15 protein-coding genes are annotated in these 18,619 nt (G+C 62.4%); 1 reads left to right on the top strand and 14 read right to left on the bottom strand.

Annotated features, from left to right (window positions below; translation table 11 throughout):
* On the bottom strand, nucleotides 1-940 hold a 940-nt coding region (locus JNK74_21680), incomplete at its 3' end, for a cache domain-containing protein (protein MBL7648797.1).
* 332 nt (nucleotides 941-1,272) lie between these two features.
* Between JNK74_21680 and JNK74_21675 the strand changes: the two genes are divergently transcribed.
* On the top strand, nucleotides 1,273-3,138 hold the full coding sequence (locus JNK74_21675) for a metallophosphoesterase (protein MBL7648796.1): 1,866 nt from the start codon (nucleotides 1,273-1,275) through the stop codon (nucleotides 3,136-3,138).
* 83 nt (nucleotides 3,139-3,221) lie between these two features.
* Here JNK74_21675 and JNK74_21670 read toward each other — a convergent pair whose 3' ends face one another.
* The 13 genes from JNK74_21670 to JNK74_21610 all read right to left on the bottom strand — a co-directional run bounded on the left by JNK74_21670 (nucleotide 3,222) and on the right by JNK74_21610 (nucleotide 18,288).
* Nucleotides 3,222-4,313 (bottom strand): amidohydrolase family protein, encoded by a 1,092-nt coding sequence (locus JNK74_21670; protein MBL7648795.1) that lies wholly within the window; start codon nucleotides 4,311-4,313, stop codon nucleotides 3,222-3,224.
* A 111-nt stretch (nucleotides 4,314-4,424) separates the two neighbouring features.
* Entirely contained in the window at nucleotides 4,425-5,405 is a 981-nt protein-coding gene (locus JNK74_21665; protein ID MBL7648794.1) for an HD domain-containing protein, read from the bottom strand.
* Nucleotides 5,392-6,555 carry an undecaprenyldiphospho-muramoylpentapeptide beta-N-acetylglucosaminyltransferase gene (gene murG, locus JNK74_21660; protein ID MBL7648793.1) on the bottom strand — a complete coding sequence of 388 codons (1,164 nt, stop codon included), beginning with the start codon at nucleotides 6,553-6,555 and terminating at the stop codon, nucleotides 5,392-5,394. Before murG ends, JNK74_21665 begins: the two co-directional genes overlap by 14 nt.
* Before the next feature lie 82 nt (nucleotides 6,556-6,637).
* Entirely contained in the window at nucleotides 6,638-7,741 is a 1,104-nt protein-coding gene (locus tag JNK74_21655; GenBank protein MBL7648792.1) for a cell division protein FtsW, read from the bottom strand.
* Entirely contained in the window at nucleotides 7,738-9,090 is a 1,353-nt protein-coding gene (gene murD / locus JNK74_21650) for a UDP-N-acetylmuramoyl-L-alanine--D-glutamate ligase (GenBank protein MBL7648791.1), read from the bottom strand. The genes JNK74_21655 and murD overlap by 4 nt, the downstream gene beginning before the upstream one ends.
* Before the next feature lie 10 nt (nucleotides 9,091-9,100).
* Nucleotides 9,101-10,585 carry a phospho-N-acetylmuramoyl-pentapeptide-transferase gene (mraY, locus tag JNK74_21645; protein ID MBL7648790.1) on the bottom strand — a complete coding sequence of 495 codons (1,485 nt, stop codon included), beginning with the start codon at nucleotides 10,583-10,585 and terminating at the stop codon, nucleotides 9,101-9,103.
* Nucleotides 10,586-10,596: 11 nt separating this feature from the next.
* Entirely contained in the window at nucleotides 10,597-11,958 is a 1,362-nt protein-coding gene (gene murF, locus JNK74_21640) for a UDP-N-acetylmuramoyl-tripeptide--D-alanyl-D-alanine ligase (GenBank protein ID MBL7648789.1), read from the bottom strand.
* Nucleotides 11,958-13,424: a UDP-N-acetylmuramoyl-L-alanyl-D-glutamate--2,6-diaminopimelate ligase gene (locus tag JNK74_21635; protein MBL7648788.1), complete on the bottom strand. Its 1,467-nt coding sequence runs from the start codon at nucleotides 13,422-13,424 to the stop codon at nucleotides 11,958-11,960. Before JNK74_21635 ends, murF begins: the two co-directional genes overlap by 1 nt.
* Nucleotides 13,411-15,660, bottom strand: coding sequence for a transpeptidase family protein (locus JNK74_21630; protein MBL7648787.1), 2,250 nt, complete (start codon nucleotides 15,658-15,660; stop codon nucleotides 13,411-13,413). The genes JNK74_21635 and JNK74_21630 overlap by 14 nt, the downstream gene beginning before the upstream one ends.
* A gap of 115 nt (nucleotides 15,661-15,775) precedes the next feature.
* On the bottom strand, nucleotides 15,776-16,447 hold the full coding sequence (locus tag JNK74_21625; protein MBL7648786.1) for a hypothetical protein: 672 nt from the start codon (nucleotides 16,445-16,447) through the stop codon (nucleotides 15,776-15,778).
* 20 nt (nucleotides 16,448-16,467) lie between these two features.
* Nucleotides 16,468-17,385: a 16S rRNA (cytosine(1402)-N(4))-methyltransferase RsmH gene (gene rsmH, locus JNK74_21620; GenBank protein MBL7648785.1), complete on the bottom strand. Its 918-nt coding sequence runs from the start codon at nucleotides 17,383-17,385 to the stop codon at nucleotides 16,468-16,470.
* 80 nt (nucleotides 17,386-17,465) lie between these two features.
* Entirely contained in the window at nucleotides 17,466-17,813 is a 348-nt protein-coding gene (locus tag JNK74_21615; GenBank protein ID MBL7648784.1) for an STAS domain-containing protein, read from the bottom strand.
* The gene (locus tag JNK74_21610; protein ID MBL7648783.1) at nucleotides 17,800-18,288 is read right to left on the bottom strand and encodes a division/cell wall cluster transcriptional repressor MraZ; all 489 of its coding nucleotides are present in this window, start codon (nucleotides 18,286-18,288) and stop codon (nucleotides 17,800-17,802) included. Before JNK74_21610 ends, JNK74_21615 begins: the two co-directional genes overlap by 14 nt.
* Nucleotides 18,289-18,619 lie beyond the last annotated feature (331 nt).

Below are 18,619 nucleotides of genomic sequence, written 5' to 3'. Positions count from 1 at the left end.
ATCGATGGGACCTCTTTTGGAAAGAATACTTGGCCCTACAGCACGCCGCTTGAGCGGTAGTATTAAAACTGCACCCTAAGAAATAAGAAATGAAGCCGCCGCCGGCACGGGCGCAGTGAATGAGTGACTGGACTATCTTTACGCCGTTGGGATCAGTCACCTCGAACATATTCCGACCCTTGGCGGGCCCCGACAGGCTGAGACCGTCCCACTGACCCGCGAAGATGTAGTAGTCGTCTCCGAATCGGATGCTGTCGACCCACGCCAGGATTTCCTGTTGGATTTTCTGCTCCGTGACGTCCAGGTATTCCGCCGTGCCGATGGTCCAGTCCAGCGGCGCAAACTGCATCACGTAAGACACCTTCTGTCTCGGTGCGCCGTTTGGCGTTGACGGGGGGCATGAATAGGTAATGTGTCCTTCCCCTTTTTCCTTGCCCAGGTCCAGCAGGGTCCGCACGGTGGCCCCGTCCGGCGAGGCCAGGCCGTCGGAGGCTTCGCGCTCCGGGCGTTCGGTGGAAACCTCGAGGGTGCCATCGGCGGCGATAGCGAAGTAGCAGCCCCGGCCGTCATCATAGCGCATGCCCCGAAGACTTTCCCGGATCAATTCCTCCAGCGCGGGGCGCTCCATGGACTGCTGGTAGGTGGAATAGAGGCGCGCCGCAACCGCGTGGGCTTCGACGACCCGTGCGCGAAGCGTGGACTCCAGTTCAAGTTCCGCACGCCGGCTGCGGTATTGGATCGCGCCGGCAACAAGGTCCACCTGTTCCTTCATGAGCCCCTTGCGCGCCTCAATGTGGGTCTCCCGCAGCACCGCGGCGGACTGGTTGAAGCGGCTGTACTCCGTGAGAATCCACAGGGCGCCCGGCACCAGCGTGGACAGCAGGGCCACCACGATCATGTTATACAACAGCGTTTGAGGTATGCTTGGCTTCTGGGACATCCCTGGCTCCACTTGTCCTGAAACGAACACCCGAACCGATGCTTCTCCGCACGATGGCGGCCCCGCAAGTCTCAGTCTGCCCAGTGTTTGGAGGAATCGCTATCCCGAGCGATCCCCCTTCTTCCGCCGGCGGCACGAAAGCCGGCGCGCGACTCAACCGTGATAGGTTGATAGCTTGAAAAGTGTAATACGATTGAAGGCGGGAATCCAAGTATCCATTCTCCGGGACCTCGGGCGCGGGATGGGTTGAACTCGGCCCCGGCGGCGGGCCATCATGGTGGCCAACCCGCCGCCCGTCGGCCATCCACCGCTTTGGAAAGGTATCGCCCGAAATGCGCAACGCTCTTCTCGCCTTGAGTATCGCCCTGGCCGCGGCCCCCGTCTGCGCCCAGCCCGCCGATGGCTCGACTCCGCCGCCCGTCATTGAACACGAACTGACGGGCGACCGTCTTCCTTGGACCAGCGACAAGCCTCGGTTCGCGCCCACGGATTTTCAGTTCGCCGTGATCTCCGACAATACGGGCTCGCCCCGACCGGGTATTTTCCGGGAGGCGATGGAGAAGGCCGATCTGCTCCAGCCCGCCTTTGTCATCAGCGTGGGCGATCTCATTGAAGGCTATGTGGACACGAAGGAGGAACTGAACGCCCAGTGGGACGAGTTCATGGGCTTCCTTGATCCACTTTCTGTGCCCTTCTTCTTTGTGCCCGGCAATCACGACGTGGGACGAAAACTGTGGCACGACGTCTATCTGGAGCGGGTGGGCCCCTCCCACTATTACTTCATCTACCAGGACGTGCTCTTCCTGGTAATCAACTCCAACGATGGCGAAAACATGGGCACAGGCTACGGCGACGCCCAGCTCGCCTGGGTGAAGGAGGTGCTCGAAAAGCACACGGACGTCCGCTGGACTTTCGTGTTTCAGCACAAGCCCTTCTGGCTGCAGGAAAAGGACGAATGGGCCAAGGCCGCCCCGCTCTTTGAAGGCCGGAAGCACACGTTCTTCGCGGGCCACATTCACAATTACGCCTATGCCGAGCGAGGGAACATCCAGTATGTGACGCTGGCCACCACGGGCGGTGGTTCCGCCATGCGCGGACCGGCCTTCGGCGAATTCGACCACCTGATGTGGGTGACCGTAACCGACGAGGGCCCGAAGATGGCCGCCATCGCATTGGATGGGATCTTTCCGGCGGATTTCCGAACGCCGGAGCTTGCGGCAAAACTGCGGAGCTTCCGCGACCGCAGCGCGGTGACCACCAACCCGGTCATCATGGCGGGCGAGTCCATGACTTCGGCCTCCTGGGAAATATCCGTGACCAACCCCTGGGATAAGCCCCTGCGCTTCAAGGGCCTGGTGGAGGGCCCGGACGGGCTCAGCGTAACGCCGGGCAGCATCAGCGTGGTGGTGCCGCCGGAGAGCACGCTGACGAAAACCGTGACGGTAACCTCGGACAAACCACTCACACCACAAACCATCCAGCCCATCGCATTTCACTGGACCGGGGTCTACGACGCATTCAACGCGCCGCCCATGCAGTTCAGCGATGTACTTCGGTTGCTCTCCGAGGGGCCACACGAAGTCGTGAAGCGATCGGGCGTCGTGGTGGACGGCAAGCTGGACGAATGGGGTGTGCTCCCCTATGCAATGAATCAGCCGGGCCAGATCTACACCAACGAACTCGCGTGGAAGGGTCCGCAGGATATGACCTTCCGCTTCGGCCTTGCCCACGATGGCACGACGTTGTTTGCGGCGCTCGAAGTGGACGACGACGATATCAAAGGCGACGGTGTGAAACTCTGGCAGGACTTTGCCCTGATCTTCGCCCGCGCCGCGGGCGCGGACCCGGCCGCGACGCCCCTGACGGAGGAGTCGGTGGTTTCCATCGTGGAAGGTCCGGATATCAGCCCCGAGGAAAAGTCGGGCTATGAGACGAACGACTCCAAGTACGTGGCGGCGGATCTGGGCGGCACTTCGGCCTTTGTCCAGGGCGAGGGCCGCATTACCTATGAGTTCGCCATCCCGCTGGCGTCCCTGGAAAAGGTGGGCGGCGCGAGCACGGAGCACATCCAGTTCAATATTGGCGTAAACGACTTCGACCCCTCGGACGCGCGGCTGGGCGTATCGCTGCTGACGTGGCGGCCCTCCTGGTCCACGCCGGCCCACTTTCCCGAATCCGGGATCTTCACCCTGAAATAGACCGCATGGGCCGCATGGCATCCTCCGCCATGCGGCCCATGAATCATTGAAACCCGTCAAGCCCCGCGCGTCGCGGGGCTTTTCTATTTCCGTTGCAGACCCGGTATCAGGCGCTCCGCATTCTTGAAGTAGAACTTCTCCAGTACATCGCGGGGTAATTCGAGGCATTCCACCGGCATTCCCTTCACCTCCACGCCGCCGACTCCGGAAAAATATTGCCAGTCGCGCCGGTAGTGTCCTTCGGCGTTGGCCGCGATCTTCGCCGCTTCCTCCGGGGAATAGGCACCCGATTCCGGAAGATCGACGCCGATATCCGAGCCGTAAAGAACGCGGTCCTGATACCGGATAAAAAAGTCCCGCACCTCTTGTGTCGGCTGGCGACTCAAGTCGGCGGATCGCGCGGCAATGTCCACGTGGAAGTTCGGATATCGGTCCAGATAGGCGCCCAGTATCTTAACGTCGTGCTCGAGGCTTCCGAGGTGCGCGCCGATCATCGTGAGGTTGGGGTGTTTCTCCAGCACGCGACTTCGGGCCGCGATCACGGTTTCGTGGGCCGGAATGTCGGACTGCGTGTAGAAGTGCCACTCGGGATGGCGCGAATAGTAACTGTAATGCACGCTCGCCCGATCCAGCGGCAGCCACGCCGCGAGGGGCTCCGCAAAGTGGGATAGCAGCGGCCGGCCCGAGCGCGCGAGGTGTTTGTAGATCGGATCGAATACGGGATCGTCCGGCATGAGCCAGGAACCATCGGGCCGCTTGAGCTCCAGGCCCACCTCCTTGTATATCTTGACCATCACCGCACCCTGGGAGAAGGCCTCGTCGAGGTAGCGGATAACTTCCTCCGCATAGCCCGGTTCATTGCGCCGAGTCAGGTCGAAGGTGGGGCAGTAGTCAAATTGCCGGGGGTGGGCTTCGTGGAGGCCCTGAACCCACCCGCGTTTCGCGACCAGCATGGCCGGGTCATTGCCTCCGTCGCATATGTTTACGACACGGAAGTCAATCCTGGCCAGCATCGCATCCAGTTCGGGCAGGTCCGCATACACATGGGCGTGGGCGTCTATTTTCGGCATCGATTCGAAGCCCGGGGCGGGCTCGGCGGCCACAGGGAGCACCGCTGCGCCGATGCAGCAGGCGGCGACAAGTGTGCGCCTGTTTACTGGGAAGAGTCTGGTCATCGATTTTCCTTCACAGGCGTTCCTCACGAAGCGGCCGAACACGAGCCAGGCGCGCGCGATCGTACGGCAGGGCCGGGTAATTCGGGAAAGAGCTGAAAGGCGAGTGGCGCCCTACTTGGGCTTCGCCATCATGGAAACGAAGGCCATGAAGTACCCGTGGTCGAGCTCGTCCCACATCTTCTCTTTCATGAACTGGAGCGCGAAAAAGGTGTCCATGGCGTCTTTATAGGATCGTTTTGTGGTCAGCGCGTCGAAAATATCCGCGATGGTTGAGATTCGAGCCCAGGGGGATATCTCGTCGCCCGCCAGTCCGTCAGGATAGCCCCGACCGTTCAATTTCTCATGATGGTGGCGCGTCACATCCAGGGCGATGGCGCTGGTCTCGCCCTGGGCCTTCAGAATCTCGTAGCCGTGGACCGGATGCATGCGCATCTGCTCCCATTGTTCTTCGGTCAGCTTGCCTCGGGAATTGGTGATGTCCGCGTCAATCTTTCGTTTTCCGATATCGTGCAATAGAGCACCGTGGCCAAATTCGTTCACTTCCGGCCCCGTGAAGCCCAAGCGATTGGCGAGTGAGACGCTGTAGACGAAGACATTCACGCTGTGGGTGTACGTGTAGTAGTCGTAGGAGGTGAGCTGCATCAATTCATGGAGGGAAGTGCTTTCCTTGAACAGGAAGCCCACCATGCTGCCCACCATGTTCCTGCTCTGTTGCACCATCTCCCCCATGTCCGGCTTCTGCAGAATCTCCTGGACGAGGCCCTGGGCCGACTCATACAGCAGGGTGGCCCGTTCGTTGACGGTGTGGGACGAATCTGAAAGATACTCGGGCAGGATCTTTTCGGTATAGCTCAGCCAGGCCTGGCGATCACTCCGCTGCACGAGAAGCTCTTCAACCTGATTGGCTTGCAGACGGCGGCGGATCTCCTCCGTAAAGGGGAGACTGGGATCGCGATACAGCACGGGCGCGCGACCGGGCTGCGGCTGGAGATACAGGCTGAAGCCGGTGGCCAGGTCGTTCTGGAGGGCGTCTATCCGTATGGGAAAGTAGCCGACCGGCGCGTTCTGCACGGTATTGCTAAGAAGACTCAAGGTCGGCGGTCCTCTCTTCAACCGTACCATCCATCGGGGCGGCGCCGGACTCGGGCGTTCCACCAAACACGAGCATCATGATTCCTTCCGAGATGGCGTCGGCCGCCACGGGTCGCGCCAGCGTGCGCGCTGCGGCACCCATCCGCGCCAGGGCTTCCACGTCGTCCAACATCGCCGTGACCGCGTCAAAGAGCGCATCGCCGGTGCAGTCCGAATCGGCGAGGACGCGACCGGCGCCGGCCTCCTCGAAGGCCGCTGCGTTCTGCGCCTGATGGTTGTCGGTCGCCAGGGGGTAGGGTACCAGAATACAGGGCTTTCCCAACACCGCGAGCTCGGCCGTGGTCGACGCGCCGGAGCGGCCCACCACCAGATCGGCGGCGGCGCAGGCCGAAACCATATCGTCCAGAAAGGCATGGAGCCGGAGGCCGCTCCGGTACCGCTCAGTCCGCTTGCGCAGCCCTTCGATGTCGCCGTGGCCCGATGCCCAGATCAACTGGATTCCTCGGGACATCCAGTCATCCAGGCGGACCTCAACGGCCTCGTTGATTTGGCGGGCGCCCTGGCTTCCGCCGCAGACCAGCACGACCGGGCGCTCGGGATCGAGCTGAAAGGTGGCGCAGGCCTCTTCGCGCGATGGCGGCATGACAAACTCGGGCCGGACCGGATTACCCACGAAGGTGGCGCGCTCGGCGGGGAAATCCCCTTTCGTGTCGGGAAAACTGAGGTATATCCGAGAGGCCCGTGCGGCCAGCATCTGGTTGGCCATGCCCAAACGGCGGTTTTGCTCGTGGATCACCGTGGGAATCCCAAGGCGTTGCGCGGCCATCATCAGCGGCAGAGACACGTAGCCCCCCACGCCGAACACCACTTGCGGCTTGAAGGAACGGAGCAGCAGGACGGCGTGCAGCAGGCTCAGCGCCAGCCGGGCCCCCACCCAGATCTGCCGGATACCGCGCTTGCGCGGCCACCCGGAAATGGGAAGGGAACGAAAGGGAATAGCCCGCTGACGACAAATACGCTCTTCGATCTTGCCCTTGCAACCCACCCACTGGGTGCGCAACTGGGGATCGCGGCGGCTGAGTTCTTCAAAAACGGCGATGGCGGGCGAGGTATGTCCCCCGGTCCCACCGCCGGTGATCATGATACGCATAAGGAAACCCTTGATTGGCAGATAAGGCAATCAGAATACGGGATAGACGCGGAGAATACAATCCCGGCGCCAGATTTCCGCTTCAGTGGGTGTGGGTACGTTTCCCGTGGGAAATCTGCTCGCTGCCTTGCATCCCGATATTGCTGAGGATGCCCGCCAGGCCCAGAAAGACGATCAGGGCCGTGCCGCCGTAGCTGATGAAGGGCAGGGGAAGCCCCTTGGTGGGCAGGAGCCCGGTCGTCACCCCCATGATGATGCCGGCCTGCAATGAAATCAGGCTTACGATTCCGGTGGCCAGCAGGGCGCCAAACATGTCCTGAGCGTTGATAATGATGCGATAACCCGCGTAAAGCAAGCCCGCGAAGAGTCCCAGAACGGTCAGGGTGCCGACCAGGCCGAACTCTTCGCCGATAAGGGAATAGACAAAGTCGGTGTGGGAGGCAAAAAGGTAACCCAGCTTTTGCTCGCTGGCGCCGGCTCCTTTTCCCCAGAGGCCGCCCTGAGCAAAAGCGGAGTAGGACTGGATCAGGTTAAAGCCGGAGTCCAGGGGATCATGCCAGGGATCGCGGAAGGCGAGGAGACGCTCGACGCGGTGCGGGCTGGTTACAATCAGGGCAACCACGCCGGCCGCCAGGGGCACGCAACTGGCCACGAGATACTGGTAAGACACGCCCGCCACCGCCATCATGATAAAGGCCACGCCCATCATGAGCACCGGGACGCCCAAATCGCGCTCCGCCAGAACGAGCCCGGCGAAAAGCACGGCAATGAAGGCGGGCGGCAGGAAGCCCGAAAAAAACTTGCGGAGGTTTTCCCGGTTGTCGGTGAGCTTTACGGCGAGAAGTAGAATCAGGGCAAACTTGCCGAGCTCCGAAGGCTGGAGTTGAAAGCCGGCAACGCGGATCCAGCGCTGGGCGCCGTTCACGGTATCACCAACGAGCAGCACGAGCACGAGGAGCGCCAGGGTGCCCAGCACGACACCCCGGAAGATCAGGCCATCTTTCAGGCGGTGATAGTCGAAGCGCGCGGCCACCAGCATGACGACAAAGCCGATCGTCAGCGCGTAAACCTGGGTACGCAGCTCCCCCGCGCTCTCGTCGTAGCCCCGGGCGCTGAACACCATGAGGCAGCCCGCCAGCGTCAGGGCCAGCACCAGGGTTATTACGGCGGTCGTTTCCCGTTTCATCGCACAGGCTCCTTGTTGGAGAGGTCCGCCACCAGTTGCTTGAAATGGGCGCCTCGTTCTTCAAAATTGGTGTATTGGTCAAAACTCGCACAACCGGGGGACAACAGCACGATGCCGCCCGTCGGTGTTGCCGCCACAGCCGCCGCCAAGGCTTCCGCCATGTCATGGACCAACGTCAACGGCACGGAAGCGCCGAAGGCCTCGGCAAGGATGGGACCCTCCGCGCCCATGGCGACAAAGTGAGATACTTTTTCCCGCACGAGGGGCACCAGGCTGTCATAGCTGCTGCCTTTGCCTTCGCCGCCGGCGATAAGGGTCACGGGTCGGTCGAAGCTCTCCAGCGCGACGCGGAGGCTATCTATGTTGGTCGATTTCGAGTCGTTGTAGAAGGCCACGCCGTCCCGATCACCGGACCATTCCAGGCGATGCTCCACGGCCTGAAAGGACTCCAGCGCGGCCAGACAGGATGGGGGCTCCAATCCCGCGCCGTAGAGCACGCCGAGAGCCGCCAGGGCGTTGGCCAGGTTGTGTCGGCCCGGAACGGGACAGGAAAAGGGCAGCGCATTGCCCTCGACCCGGACACTTGTGCCGTCCCAGAGAAGTTCGCATTCGGATTCGGGGTCGAGACTGAAGTGGAGACGCCGAACGCCGGGCGGGGTCACCATGGTTCGGACCATGGGGTCGTCCCCATTCAAGACGGCCGTTTCGAGGGCGGTGGACTGGTTCGCGAAGAGGCGCGCCTTGGTATCGGCGTAATTCTCCATGGTCCCATGACGGCCCAGATGGTCGGGGGTTACATTGAGCACGGCGCCGCTGCGCGGCCGAAAGGCGTCAGCGGTCTCCAACTGATAACTGCTCACTTCCAGCACAAAGTAATCGGGACGGGGATTCGTGGCCACGGCGCTGGAGAAGGACGTGTGGTTGTTGCCGGCGAGCACGGCGTCATGGCCCAGGGCGCACAAGACGTGGCGGATCATTTCCGTCACCGTGGTTTTCCCATTGGTACCGGTCACCGCGAGGATAGGGGCGTCCGCAAAACGGCTTGCCAACTCGAGCTCGCCCATCACGGGAATACCGCGCCGGCGTGCGGCTTCCAGCGGTGCGATGGCGGGTGGCACACCGGGGCTCAGCACAATAAGATCGGCGTTGAGCCACGCCCGGTTGCTGTGCCCGCCGGACTCATGGGGAACGCCGAGGCGGTCGAGTTCCGCCTGCCATGGGGCGAGGCGCGGGCCTGCGCCGCTATCCGTCACGAAGGGCCGGGCACCTTGCCGCACAAGCAGGGCGGCGGCGCCGGCGGCGGAACGCCCCATCCCGACTATCGTCACGTTGATCCCATGCCAATTCATCGCCGTCACCTCACCGCAATTTCAACGTTGCAAAGCTCATGAGCGAAAACAGAAAGGCGATGATCCAGAATCGCACGGTCACCTTGGTTTCCGTCCAGCCGAGCAGTTCGAAATGGTGATGGAGCGGCGCCATGCGAAACACGCGCTTGCCCGTCATCTTAAAGGAGGCCACCTGAATCACCACGCTGCCGGCCTCCATCACGAAGAGCCCGGCGACGATGGGCAGCAGCAGTTCCTGTTTCGTGAGGATGGCCATGGTGGCGATGGCTCCGCCGAGGGCGAGGGAACCCGTGTCGCCCATGAAGACTTCGGCCGGGTGGGCGTTGAACCAGAGGAAGCCGAGGCCGGTGCCCAGGAGCGCGGCGCCGAAAACGAACAGTTCGCTGGCTTCGGGAATGTGCGTCAGGTAAAGGTAGTAGGACCAGTCGGCGCGACTGACCACATAGGCAATGGCGGCGAAGGTGAAGATGGACACCACCGACGTGCCGGCCGCCAGCCCGTCGAGGCCGTCGGTAAGATTCACCGCATTGGAGACACTGACGATGATAAAAATCACGAAAAGTATGTAGAACGGTCCCAGAGGGATGAGGACATCTTTGAAGCCCGGGAGTCCCACGCGCGTGTGGAGGTTGGAGACGCTCCCCGCGATTACGCCGGGCATCGAGGCTTCGAGCACCCGCCGGTTGTAGCGCACTTTGTCCACGTCGTCGAGATCGTCGAAGGGCGTTTCGGAGAGGCGCTTGTATTCGGCATCCATGGCCGCCTCGGGGATGGAAAAGGTGTCCGCCCATCGACCCTGATTCAGGGCCGCGTTCATGGAGACCAGCACGGGAATGCGGTAGTCGACCGGTAGAAACTCCACGCTTTCGGACAGCTTGAGCACGGACCGCAATTCATGATCCAGACTGGCCCAGATGCGGCCGCCGGGCGAATCGGCGGGCTGGTCCTCGGCGGCGACCAGGGTCCTGGTGAGCAGATTCCAGTCCTCGATATCGCGGGGGCCGACCCACATGTCGCCGAGGGTGATGGGATTAAAGAAGAGATACAGGCCCAATAGTCCGCCCGTGAGGATCTGGCCGAAGAACTTGGCCCGGGCGCTGAGGCCGTCGTTGTGTTTGCGCTTGAGCTTGATGAAGTCGTCGAGAAAGCCGACAGCGCCGAGCAACACGAGTACGCCGACCGCGACCCAGAGCAGGCGGTTGGTCAGGGTGCTCCAGAGCAACAGGGAGAGCACCGTGGAGAGAATGATGATCACGCCACCCATGGTGGGTGTGCCCGCTTTGCCCTTGTGAAGAGCATGGAGATCGGCAACGTGGTCCTTCTTGATAATCTGGCCCACTTTCAACGCGCGCAGCAGGGCGATCAACCGCGGCCCGACCAGCAGGCAGAATAGAAAGCCCGTGATCGCGGCACCGCCCGCGCGCACCGTGTGGTAACGGAATACGTCGAGTTCGCTGATGTAGGGGATAAGGGCCTGAGTGAGGTAATACAACATAAACTAGGGGGCTACTCCTCGCCGACCGGCGGGAAACGCCGCTCCAGTTGCTCCGCAACGCGTTCCATGCGCATACCTCGGGAGCCTTTGAGAAGTATGGAATCGCCTGGTGCGGCTGAGAGAACGAGGGCATCGGCGATGGCTTCGTGGGAATCGAACGCTTCCGACCGGAGGATTCCGGCCTCGCGCGCGCCGGCTATGATATCACAAGCGTGCTCGCCGTAGGCAAACACGGCGTCCACGCCGTGCTCTCCGGCGAGGCCGCCGACACGCCGATGCAGGGCCGCGGCGTCTTCGCCCAGCTCGAGCATTCCCCCCAGCACGGCGATGCGCTTTCCTTTGACCGCGCGGGCGGCGAGCGCCTCCAGTGCGGCGGCCATGCTGGCGGGATTGGCGTTGTAGGTATCGTCGAGTAATTCAAAGGGCCCCACGGTCCGCACCTTGAAGCGGGCCGCGGCGCCGCAGGCGGCGCGCAGGGGTCCTTCGAATTCCGTGATGCCATGGCGCAACCCCACGGCGACGGCGAGCAGCACGTTGGTCGCGTGCGCCGGCACAAGCAGAGGCAGACGAATCGTACCGACAGGGTCGATATCCAGCACCATTTCGCCGGAGGCATCGAAGGACTGGGACTTTAGAACCACGTCCCCCTCGCGACCGAAGCGCACAATCTCACCGCGGAAGTTCTCGCCCATGGCGCGGCACCAGGGATTGTCCATGTTCTTATAGAAGCACCCGTCGGCGTCGAGGCTGTTGACAATTTCGCTCTTGGCCCTGGCGACGGCCTCGATGCTGCCGAAGCCTTCGAGGTGGCTCGGCGCGACGATGGTCACCGCGGTTTCCGTGGGTCGGGCGATGCCGCACAGTTGGTCAATCTCCCCGACGTGGTTCGCGCCCATCTCGATTACGGCGAAGGAGGTGTCCCGATCGATGCGCAGGAGCGAAAGCGGGCAGCCGATGTCGTTGTTCAAGTTGCCTTTGGTTTTCACGACCGTATAGCGGCTTTCGAGCAGTGCGGCCGTGAGATCTTTTGTCGTCGTCTTGCCACAGGAACCGGTCACGGCGAAGATGGGGATATCGTGACTCATGCGATGGCGGGTGGCCCAACACTGCAACGCGCCGAGCGGATTGGTTACTTCGAGGCAAGGGCCCTCGGCATGGGGGCGCTTGCAGATGGCGGCGGCGGCCCCCCGTACGAAGGCTGCGGCCACGAAATCGTCCGCGTCGAAATTCGGCCCTTCCAGGGCTACGAAGAGGTCGCCGGGCGCTATCGTGCGCGTATCCGTCGAAACGCCGGTGACGGCCACATCGCCGTGGGCGCCCGCATCACAATTCAACCACGCGGCGAGCTCGTTGAGAGTATAGCGCCAGCCCATCAGCCCCGCGCCCCGATGGCCGCGGCCGCGACTTCCCGATCATCAAAGTGAATCGTCTTGTCGGCCAGGATCTGGTAGTCCTCGTGGCCCTTGCCCGCGATCATGACCAGATCGCCCTGTTTCGCCCGCCCGATGGCATGGCGGATCGCTTCCTCACGGTTTTCAATGACCACGTAGTCCTCTTCTTTACTTCTTCCGGCGCGCTGCAAGCCCACTTCCACGTCAAGGAGAATCCGATGGGGGTCCTCGCTCCGGGGATTGTCCGAGGTCAGCACGCAATAGTCGCTTAAGGTACCCGCCATCTTCCCCATCTTCGGGCGCTTGCCCCGATCCCGATCGCCACCGCAGCCAAAAACGGTGATGATTTTTCCTTTGCAAAGGGCGCGCGCGGCCTCCAAGACATTCTTCAGCCCGTCTTCCGTGTGGGCGTAGTCCACAATCACGTAATAATCCTGGCCGCAATCCACGGCGTCGAAGCGACCCGGCACGCGCGCGACCTTTTCGAGACCCGTGGCGATGGCCTCCAGATCGAGGCGCATGCCGTAGGCGATGGACGCGGCGCAGAGCGCGTTCTGCACGTTGTGCAGTCCGAGCAGGTTAATTGATACTTCCCGGCCGCACTCGGGGGTCGAGAGGGTGAAGCGGGTCTTTCCCATGCCGAGGCGTATGTCTTTGGCTTGAATGGCGCCGCCCTCGCCGAAGGTGATGGTGCGGACGGCGGAGGCCGCCAGAAAATGAGGGGCAGCCGGATCCGCAAAGTTGATCACGGCAAAGGCGTCGTCGCCGGAAAGGCGCCGAAAGAGCTTCAGCTTGGCGTCCCGGTAGGCCTCCATGGTCGCGTGATAATCGAGGTGGTCCTGGGTCAAATTCGTGAACGCGGCACCGCGAAAATGAATGCCCGCGACGCGCTCCTGATCCAGCGCGTGGGAACTGACTTCCATGACCACATGGATGTCCCCGGCATCCACGGATTGCTTGAACAGACGGGCAAGCTCATGACCAAAAGGCGTCGTGTGATCCGCGTGGTGCATGGTCCCGCCGATCTCGTAGCCCAGGGTGCCGTAGTTGCTCGCCGGGCGGCCGGCATGGTGAAAAATGGATTGGGTGAGCAGAGCCGTGCTGGACTTGCCGTTCGTTCCGGTAATACCGATCACCGCCAGATGGGCCGTGGGGTCGCCCGCGAGTTTGTGGGCAATCAACGCGGCGGCGCGGCGCGGGTTCTCCACATACAGATAGGGAAGATTTTCGAGGGCGTTCAGTCCGGCGCGATTCCCCAGGATGGCCACGGCGCCCGAAGTGGCCGCGGCGGCGGCGAAGGCGTGGCCGTCCACCTTCTCGCCCGAAACCGCAATAAACAGATCGCCGGGAACGACCTTGCGCGAGTCTTCAGCGATGCCCAGCGCGACAAAGTCCGGGACTCCGCCCGCGGGCAGGCCCAGAATTTCGCATAGGTCATGACTGGTCATTCACTTTTTCCGATGCTTTCGACGCGTCACTTGATTCGTCCATCTCGGCCACTTCCAGCGGACCTCGGGCGAAATCCACCACGCACAGCGTGCCCGGGCTCGCGGGCGTACCCGGCGCGGGGCTTTGGGAAACGACCCGACCGGAACCCCGGGGGTCCCACGGCAGACCGAGAGCCTGAAGCTTTTCATACACCTGGCGCTTTGTCAGACCCGTGAGATCGGGCAGGACGGGATCTCCAGCCTGTACATCCCCGGTTGGCGCGGTTAGTTCCAGTCCGTCGAGGCTTTCCATCTGATCTTCCATCGCCAGCATGAGCGATTCGATCTCTTCCTCGCTCAGCCGTTCCACCACGGTATCGCCGTCGACGGGGAGAACTTCCTCCGCGGCGGCCGCCTCCGCAGCGGTGGGCACGGGCATCGCCCTGGCCACTTTCACCTCTTCCCCCGCTTCAGGAGGATGATCCGCCGGAACGTTCAATCGCACCAGCGCGTCGCGCACCACGTCCTTGAACACGGGTCCACAGACGTAACCACCATAGCGGAAGTTGCGGGCGATCATGGGTTCTTTGATAACGATCACGCAGACGAGCTTCGGGTTGTTGATGGGGGCGAGACCGGCAAACACCGTGGTATAGCGGTCCTTGTCGTAGCCCCGACCCGTGGCGCTTGCCATCTGGGCGGTGCCCGTCTTGCCGCCCACGTCGTACTCCGCGATGGCGGCGTCGTCACCCGTGCCGGTCTGCACCGCAAAGTTCAGCAATTCACGCATGGTCTTCGCGGTTTCTTCCGAAATAACGCGCTTCCGCGTATCCTGCTGGTGCTTGTAGGTTTCCGTGCCGTCCTTGGCAATAGCCCGCTCCACGAAGTAGGGCTCGACCAGATAGCCGCCGTTGGCGATGACCGAGAAGGCGCGGGCGAGCTGGGGCATGGTTACGGCTATTTCCTGCCCCATGGGCAGCGAGCCCATCGACAGGCCGTTCCACTGCTTGCGCGGGCGGAAGATGCCGGGGCTCTCGGCGCCGGCCGGAAAGTCCCGGCTGGTGCGCTGGCCGAATCCGAAGGCCCGGATCCATTGCTCGAAACGCTCCGGACCCACCATTTTGGCCACCTTGATAATGGCTACGTTGCTGGATTCCGCGAAGCAGTGCTCAAAGGGTTCCACCCCGAGCGGGTGGTGGTCCTTGATATAGTGCCCATAGGGATTGAAACCGCCATTCTCGCAGTTGATCATCGTCTTGCGCGTGATCAGGCCCTCCTCAAGCGCCGCGGCCGCCGCCACGATCTTGAAGGCCGATCCGGGCTCGAACACGTCCACGATGGCGATGTTTTTTCGCTGTTCGTCGGTGTAGGATTCGTAGAAGTTCGGATCGTAGGCCGGGCGTGTCGCCATGGCGAGGATCTCACCCGTGTGGGGATTCATGAGGATCCCCATACCCTTGGATGCCTTGCAGTCGATCAGTCGCTGGTCGATCACTTCCTCCAGGTGATGCTGGATGTTTACGTCCAGCGTGAGCTGGAGCGCCTCACCGGCCCGGGCGGGCGTGTACTCAAGCACACGCGATTCCAGCAGGCGCCGGGCCGTATCCGTGCGCGCGCGGTAGACGCCCTGCTCGCTGCTCAGGTGCTTGTCGTAGCTCAGCTCCACCCCTTCGGAGGCCTCGTCGTTGCGATTCACGAAGCCGAGCAGTTGGGCGGCCGCGGTCCGCTGGGGATAGTGGCGCAGGGACTCGTAACGCACGTGGAGGATCTTCTCCCACTCCACCAGCAGGTCGGCCAGCGCGGCCTCTTCCGCCGGCTCGGTAACCCAGCGCTTGACCCACTTGAATTTGTACAGCTTGCCGTCGGGCGTGCGCTCGTTGAGGCGCCGGGTCAGTTCTCCGGCTTCGAGGCCGAGGGGGGAGGCCACGGCGGCGGCGAAGGCGGCGGGATCCTCCAGCGTGGTGCAGTCCACCCAGAGCGAGGGCACGCTCTTGTTGGTCGCGAGACGGATCGCGTTGCGGTCGTAGATTTCGCCCCGGGGCTCGCGAAGCGTCACCTCGCCGATGTGCTTCGCCTCCTCCACGTTCAGGGCCTTGTTGGGGATCAGGTGAACGAAATGAAGGCGCAGGGCGATAACGGCAAAGACGGCCAGAAAGGCCGTCATCATGAGGCGCGCGCTGCGCTGCTGGTGGGGATTTAATCGCTCCCCATAGGGGGACAGCTCTTCTTTCTTAGCGCCCGATCTCGACCTGAACATGACCTTGCTCCCAACTTCGGGCGCGGTGTGCGGCCCGGTTCTTACTCATTCCATCGCGCGGCGAATTCGGATGCTCCGGCCATTCATCGGCGCCAGCCGCGCTCGCCGGCGGACCTCAAAGCGACTCCAGGGACTCCATGGCCGACTCGAGATCCACTACCTCCTCGACCGCAGGCGCTTCCGGGGTTTCCAGTGCCGCGCCGGTGACTACGGTCTCCGCCGCTTCCTGCGCGACCGGAACCGCCGCCGGGAACACCGCCTCGGGAATGTTGGCCGGTGATACCGCCGACACCGATTCCACCGCGGGGAGCTCGATGGCGGGCTCTTCGTCCAAGGTCGCGGAATATGCGCCCTCCACCGGCGGCGCGGGGACGGGTATCGACTGATCGCTCAGCGACTCGGTCGCCACGGGGTTGGACTCGCTCCCGCCTTCGCGTTGGGCGACGGCGATGTTGGCGTCTTCCGGGGCGACCAGAGGAACGTTGGGATCGAAGTAAATAATCTCGCGCTGGCCTGGGCTGGGCTGCACAAATGCGAGTTGCTCGGCCTGCTCGGCGAGCATGGCGGGATCTTCGTGGATGGTCTCGGCAACGCCGGTATGGTTGAGGCGATCCGCCCACTCCCGGGCTTCACCGTCGAGCTCGCGCAGCACGTAGTCGGCGCGCAGAATCTGGATGTTCAGCCAGGTGTGGAAGAAGAGAATGGAGAAGGGAATCGCCACCACGGGCACCCACTTGACCCAACCCCGCAACACCCGGCGCTGTTTCTTCATGGTCGATCGTTTCATGATGCCTCTTTCCGCGGCGCTCAACACCGCTCCCCGGCTCGGAGCCGGGCACTTTTCGCGCGTGGATTGCGCGCACACTCCCCCGCGCCCGCTTCCACGGGCCCCGGGGTTAATACTTTCAATCGGGCCGCTTCCGTGGCCTTCACCCGTCCGTCCGGATGGAGCGTATGGCGCTTGCGGGAGGCCTCCCGCATCACCTGCTTCACGATCCGATCTTCACCCGAGTGAAATGCAATCACCACCAGTCGGCCGCCCGGATTTAAACAGTCGATCGCCGCCTCCACCCCCCGGCGCAATCCCGCGAGCTCATCGTTCACCGCGATGCGAATCGCCTGGAAGACCGTTCGGACCTCTTCCGGCGTTTCCGATAGAAAGGGGAGCGCCGCCTTCACCGCCGCCACAAGATCATGGGTCGTTTCAAGACGGCCACCGAAGGCGGCCTCCTTAATCGCCGTCGCGATCCGTCCCGCGGGGCCCACATCGCCATAGTCACGCAGTATGCTCTCGACTTCCTCGCGGGACCAGCGCCGCAGGAGCGCGGCCGCGGGCTCGCCAGCTTCCGGGTTCATCCGCATGTCGAGGGGGCCGTTTTCCTGAAAGGAGAAGCCTCTACCCGCCGTGTCGATCTGCATGCTGGAACAACCCGCGTCGATGAGCACGCCGTCCACACCGTCAATTCCCGCCACCGCCAGCACGGACGCCAGTTCGGCGTAGTTCGCGTGATGCACCGTCGCGCAGGGAAATTCGCGCAACCGCTCGCCCGCAAGCACCACCGCCGACGGATCCCGATCCAGAGCCAGCAGCCTGCCGCCCGAAAGGCGCGCCGCAATCAGCGAGGAATGTCCACCCGCACCCGCCGTTCCGTCCACGTACACACCGTCGGGACGAACCGACAACCAGTGCAGGGCCTCATCGGCCATGACGGGGATATGAAGCACCTGGCCATCCTCTCGGGATTACAACGCCACATCCGTGTGGAATACGCTCCTCCCTGGAAAAGCGTTGCGAAGGACCCGGATCAGGCCGCTTCGGCGTAGGACTGAACCGCCTGGGCTTCCGTGGCGAAAGTCTCAAACACATTCGTGATTCCGACCATACGGAAAAGACGCTCCGTGTAGAGATTCACACCCGTCAGCTTCAGATCGCCCTTAACCGCGCGCAACTGGCGCAGGCGCTCCACGAGCACACCAACGCCCATGTAGCTGACGAACTTCACCTGGGAAAGATTCACGACCACGTGGCAGCGCTGGGCCTGGATGCACTCCATGAGGCTCAGGCGCAGCACGTTCATGCCGTCCTCGTCGATATCGCCGTCGAGGCGCAATACCGTGACCAGACCGTTCTCAAATTTATCAATGGTCAACATCCCGCTCCGCTCCTTCTGTTTTTCCGTTCCCGGACTTCGCCGCGGCGAACAATTCCGCGGCCATTTGCTTATAACTCGCCATCTGCTGCTGCTGGAAGGTACACCAACCTTCTTTGCTCCAGAGCTCCAGGTGGTCTTCTACGCCCAGTAAGACGCTGTCCTTTTGCAGGCCCGCGTATTCCCGCAGGAGGGCCGGCACCGCGAGGCGCCCGGCCTTGTCCAGCTTCACTTTCGCGGCACTGCCCAGAAACATCCGGCGGAAATCGAGCATCCGCGGGTCGAGGGGGCTATGGCCGCTTCCGAGGTCTTTCAACTTTTCCCACTGCGACTTCTCAAACAGGAAAATCGCGCCGTCAAAGCCGCGGGTCATGAACCACGTGTCGTGATCATGGACTTCCATCACCTGACGAAACTGCTGGGGGACGGTGATCCGTCCCTTGTCGTCGATGGCTGTCTGTGATTCACCGTAATACACGATTGGTCTTTCCCACGATTTAACCCTTACCACCCACAATTTACCACTACTCACCCACCAAGTCAACACAAAAACACAACGGAACCTGCAAAAATGGGCCGAAGTGTGAGGTGTTTACCACAGCACCACTACATATAGTGGCAAGTCTGTCAAATACCACAAGACTGGCAGGGGTGTCTTGTGTGGGAGCCTGTGGGTGGCCGGGGGGCAACGGGGGCTCAGGAGCGAGCCCGGGGGAAAGAATGGGTCTTACAGGTCTAAATGGGTGGATCCGCCAAGACCCATAAGACCCATATGACCCACCACCACCATGCAACTTTATGAGTCCAAT

Source organism: Candidatus Hydrogenedentota bacterium, from assembly GCA_016791475.1.
Classification (GTDB): Bacteria; Hydrogenedentota; Hydrogenedentia; order Hydrogenedentales; family JAEUWI01; genus JAEUWI01.
The sequence above is the reverse complement of the archived record's forward strand: the minus strand, read 5'-3'. Positions and strand labels throughout refer to the sequence as shown.

What these genes read in the sequence shown, in the direction of transcription:
- JNK74_21675 (MBL7648796.1), top strand. Translation starts at nt 1,273, where the DNA reads ATGCGCAACGCTCTTCTCGCCTTGAGTATCGCCCTGGCCGCGGCCCCC.
- JNK74_21670 (MBL7648795.1), bottom strand. Translation starts at nt 4,313, where the DNA reads ATGACCAGACTCTTCCCAGTAAACAGGCGCACACTTGTCGCCGCCTGC.
- murG (MBL7648793.1), bottom strand. Translation starts at nt 6,555, where the DNA reads ATGCGTATCATGATCACCGGCGGTGGGACCGGGGGACATACCTCGCCC.
- JNK74_21655 (MBL7648792.1), bottom strand. Translation starts at nt 7,741, where the DNA reads ATGAAACGGGAAACGACCGCCGTAATAACCCTGGTGCTGGCCCTGACG.
- murD (MBL7648791.1), bottom strand. Translation starts at nt 9,090, where the DNA reads ATGAATTGGCATGGGATCAACGTGACGATAGTCGGGATGGGGCGTTCC.
- mraY (MBL7648790.1), bottom strand. Translation starts at nt 10,585, where the DNA reads ATGTTGTATTACCTCACTCAGGCCCTTATCCCCTACATCAGCGAACTC.
- murF (MBL7648789.1), bottom strand. Translation starts at nt 11,958, where the DNA reads ATGGGCTGGCGCTATACTCTCAACGAGCTCGCCGCGTGGTTGAATTGT.
- JNK74_21635 (MBL7648788.1), bottom strand. Translation starts at nt 13,424, where the DNA reads ATGACCAGTCATGACCTATGCGAAATTCTGGGCCTGCCCGCGGGCGGA.
- JNK74_21630 (MBL7648787.1), bottom strand. Translation starts at nt 15,660, where the DNA reads ATGTTCAGGTCGAGATCGGGCGCTAAGAAAGAAGAGCTGTCCCCCTAT.
- JNK74_21625 (MBL7648786.1), bottom strand. Translation starts at nt 16,447, where the DNA reads ATGAAACGATCGACCATGAAGAAACAGCGCCGGGTGTTGCGGGGTTGG.
- JNK74_21615 (MBL7648784.1), bottom strand. Translation starts at nt 17,813, where the DNA reads ATGTTGACCATTGATAAATTTGAGAACGGTCTGGTCACGGTATTGCGC.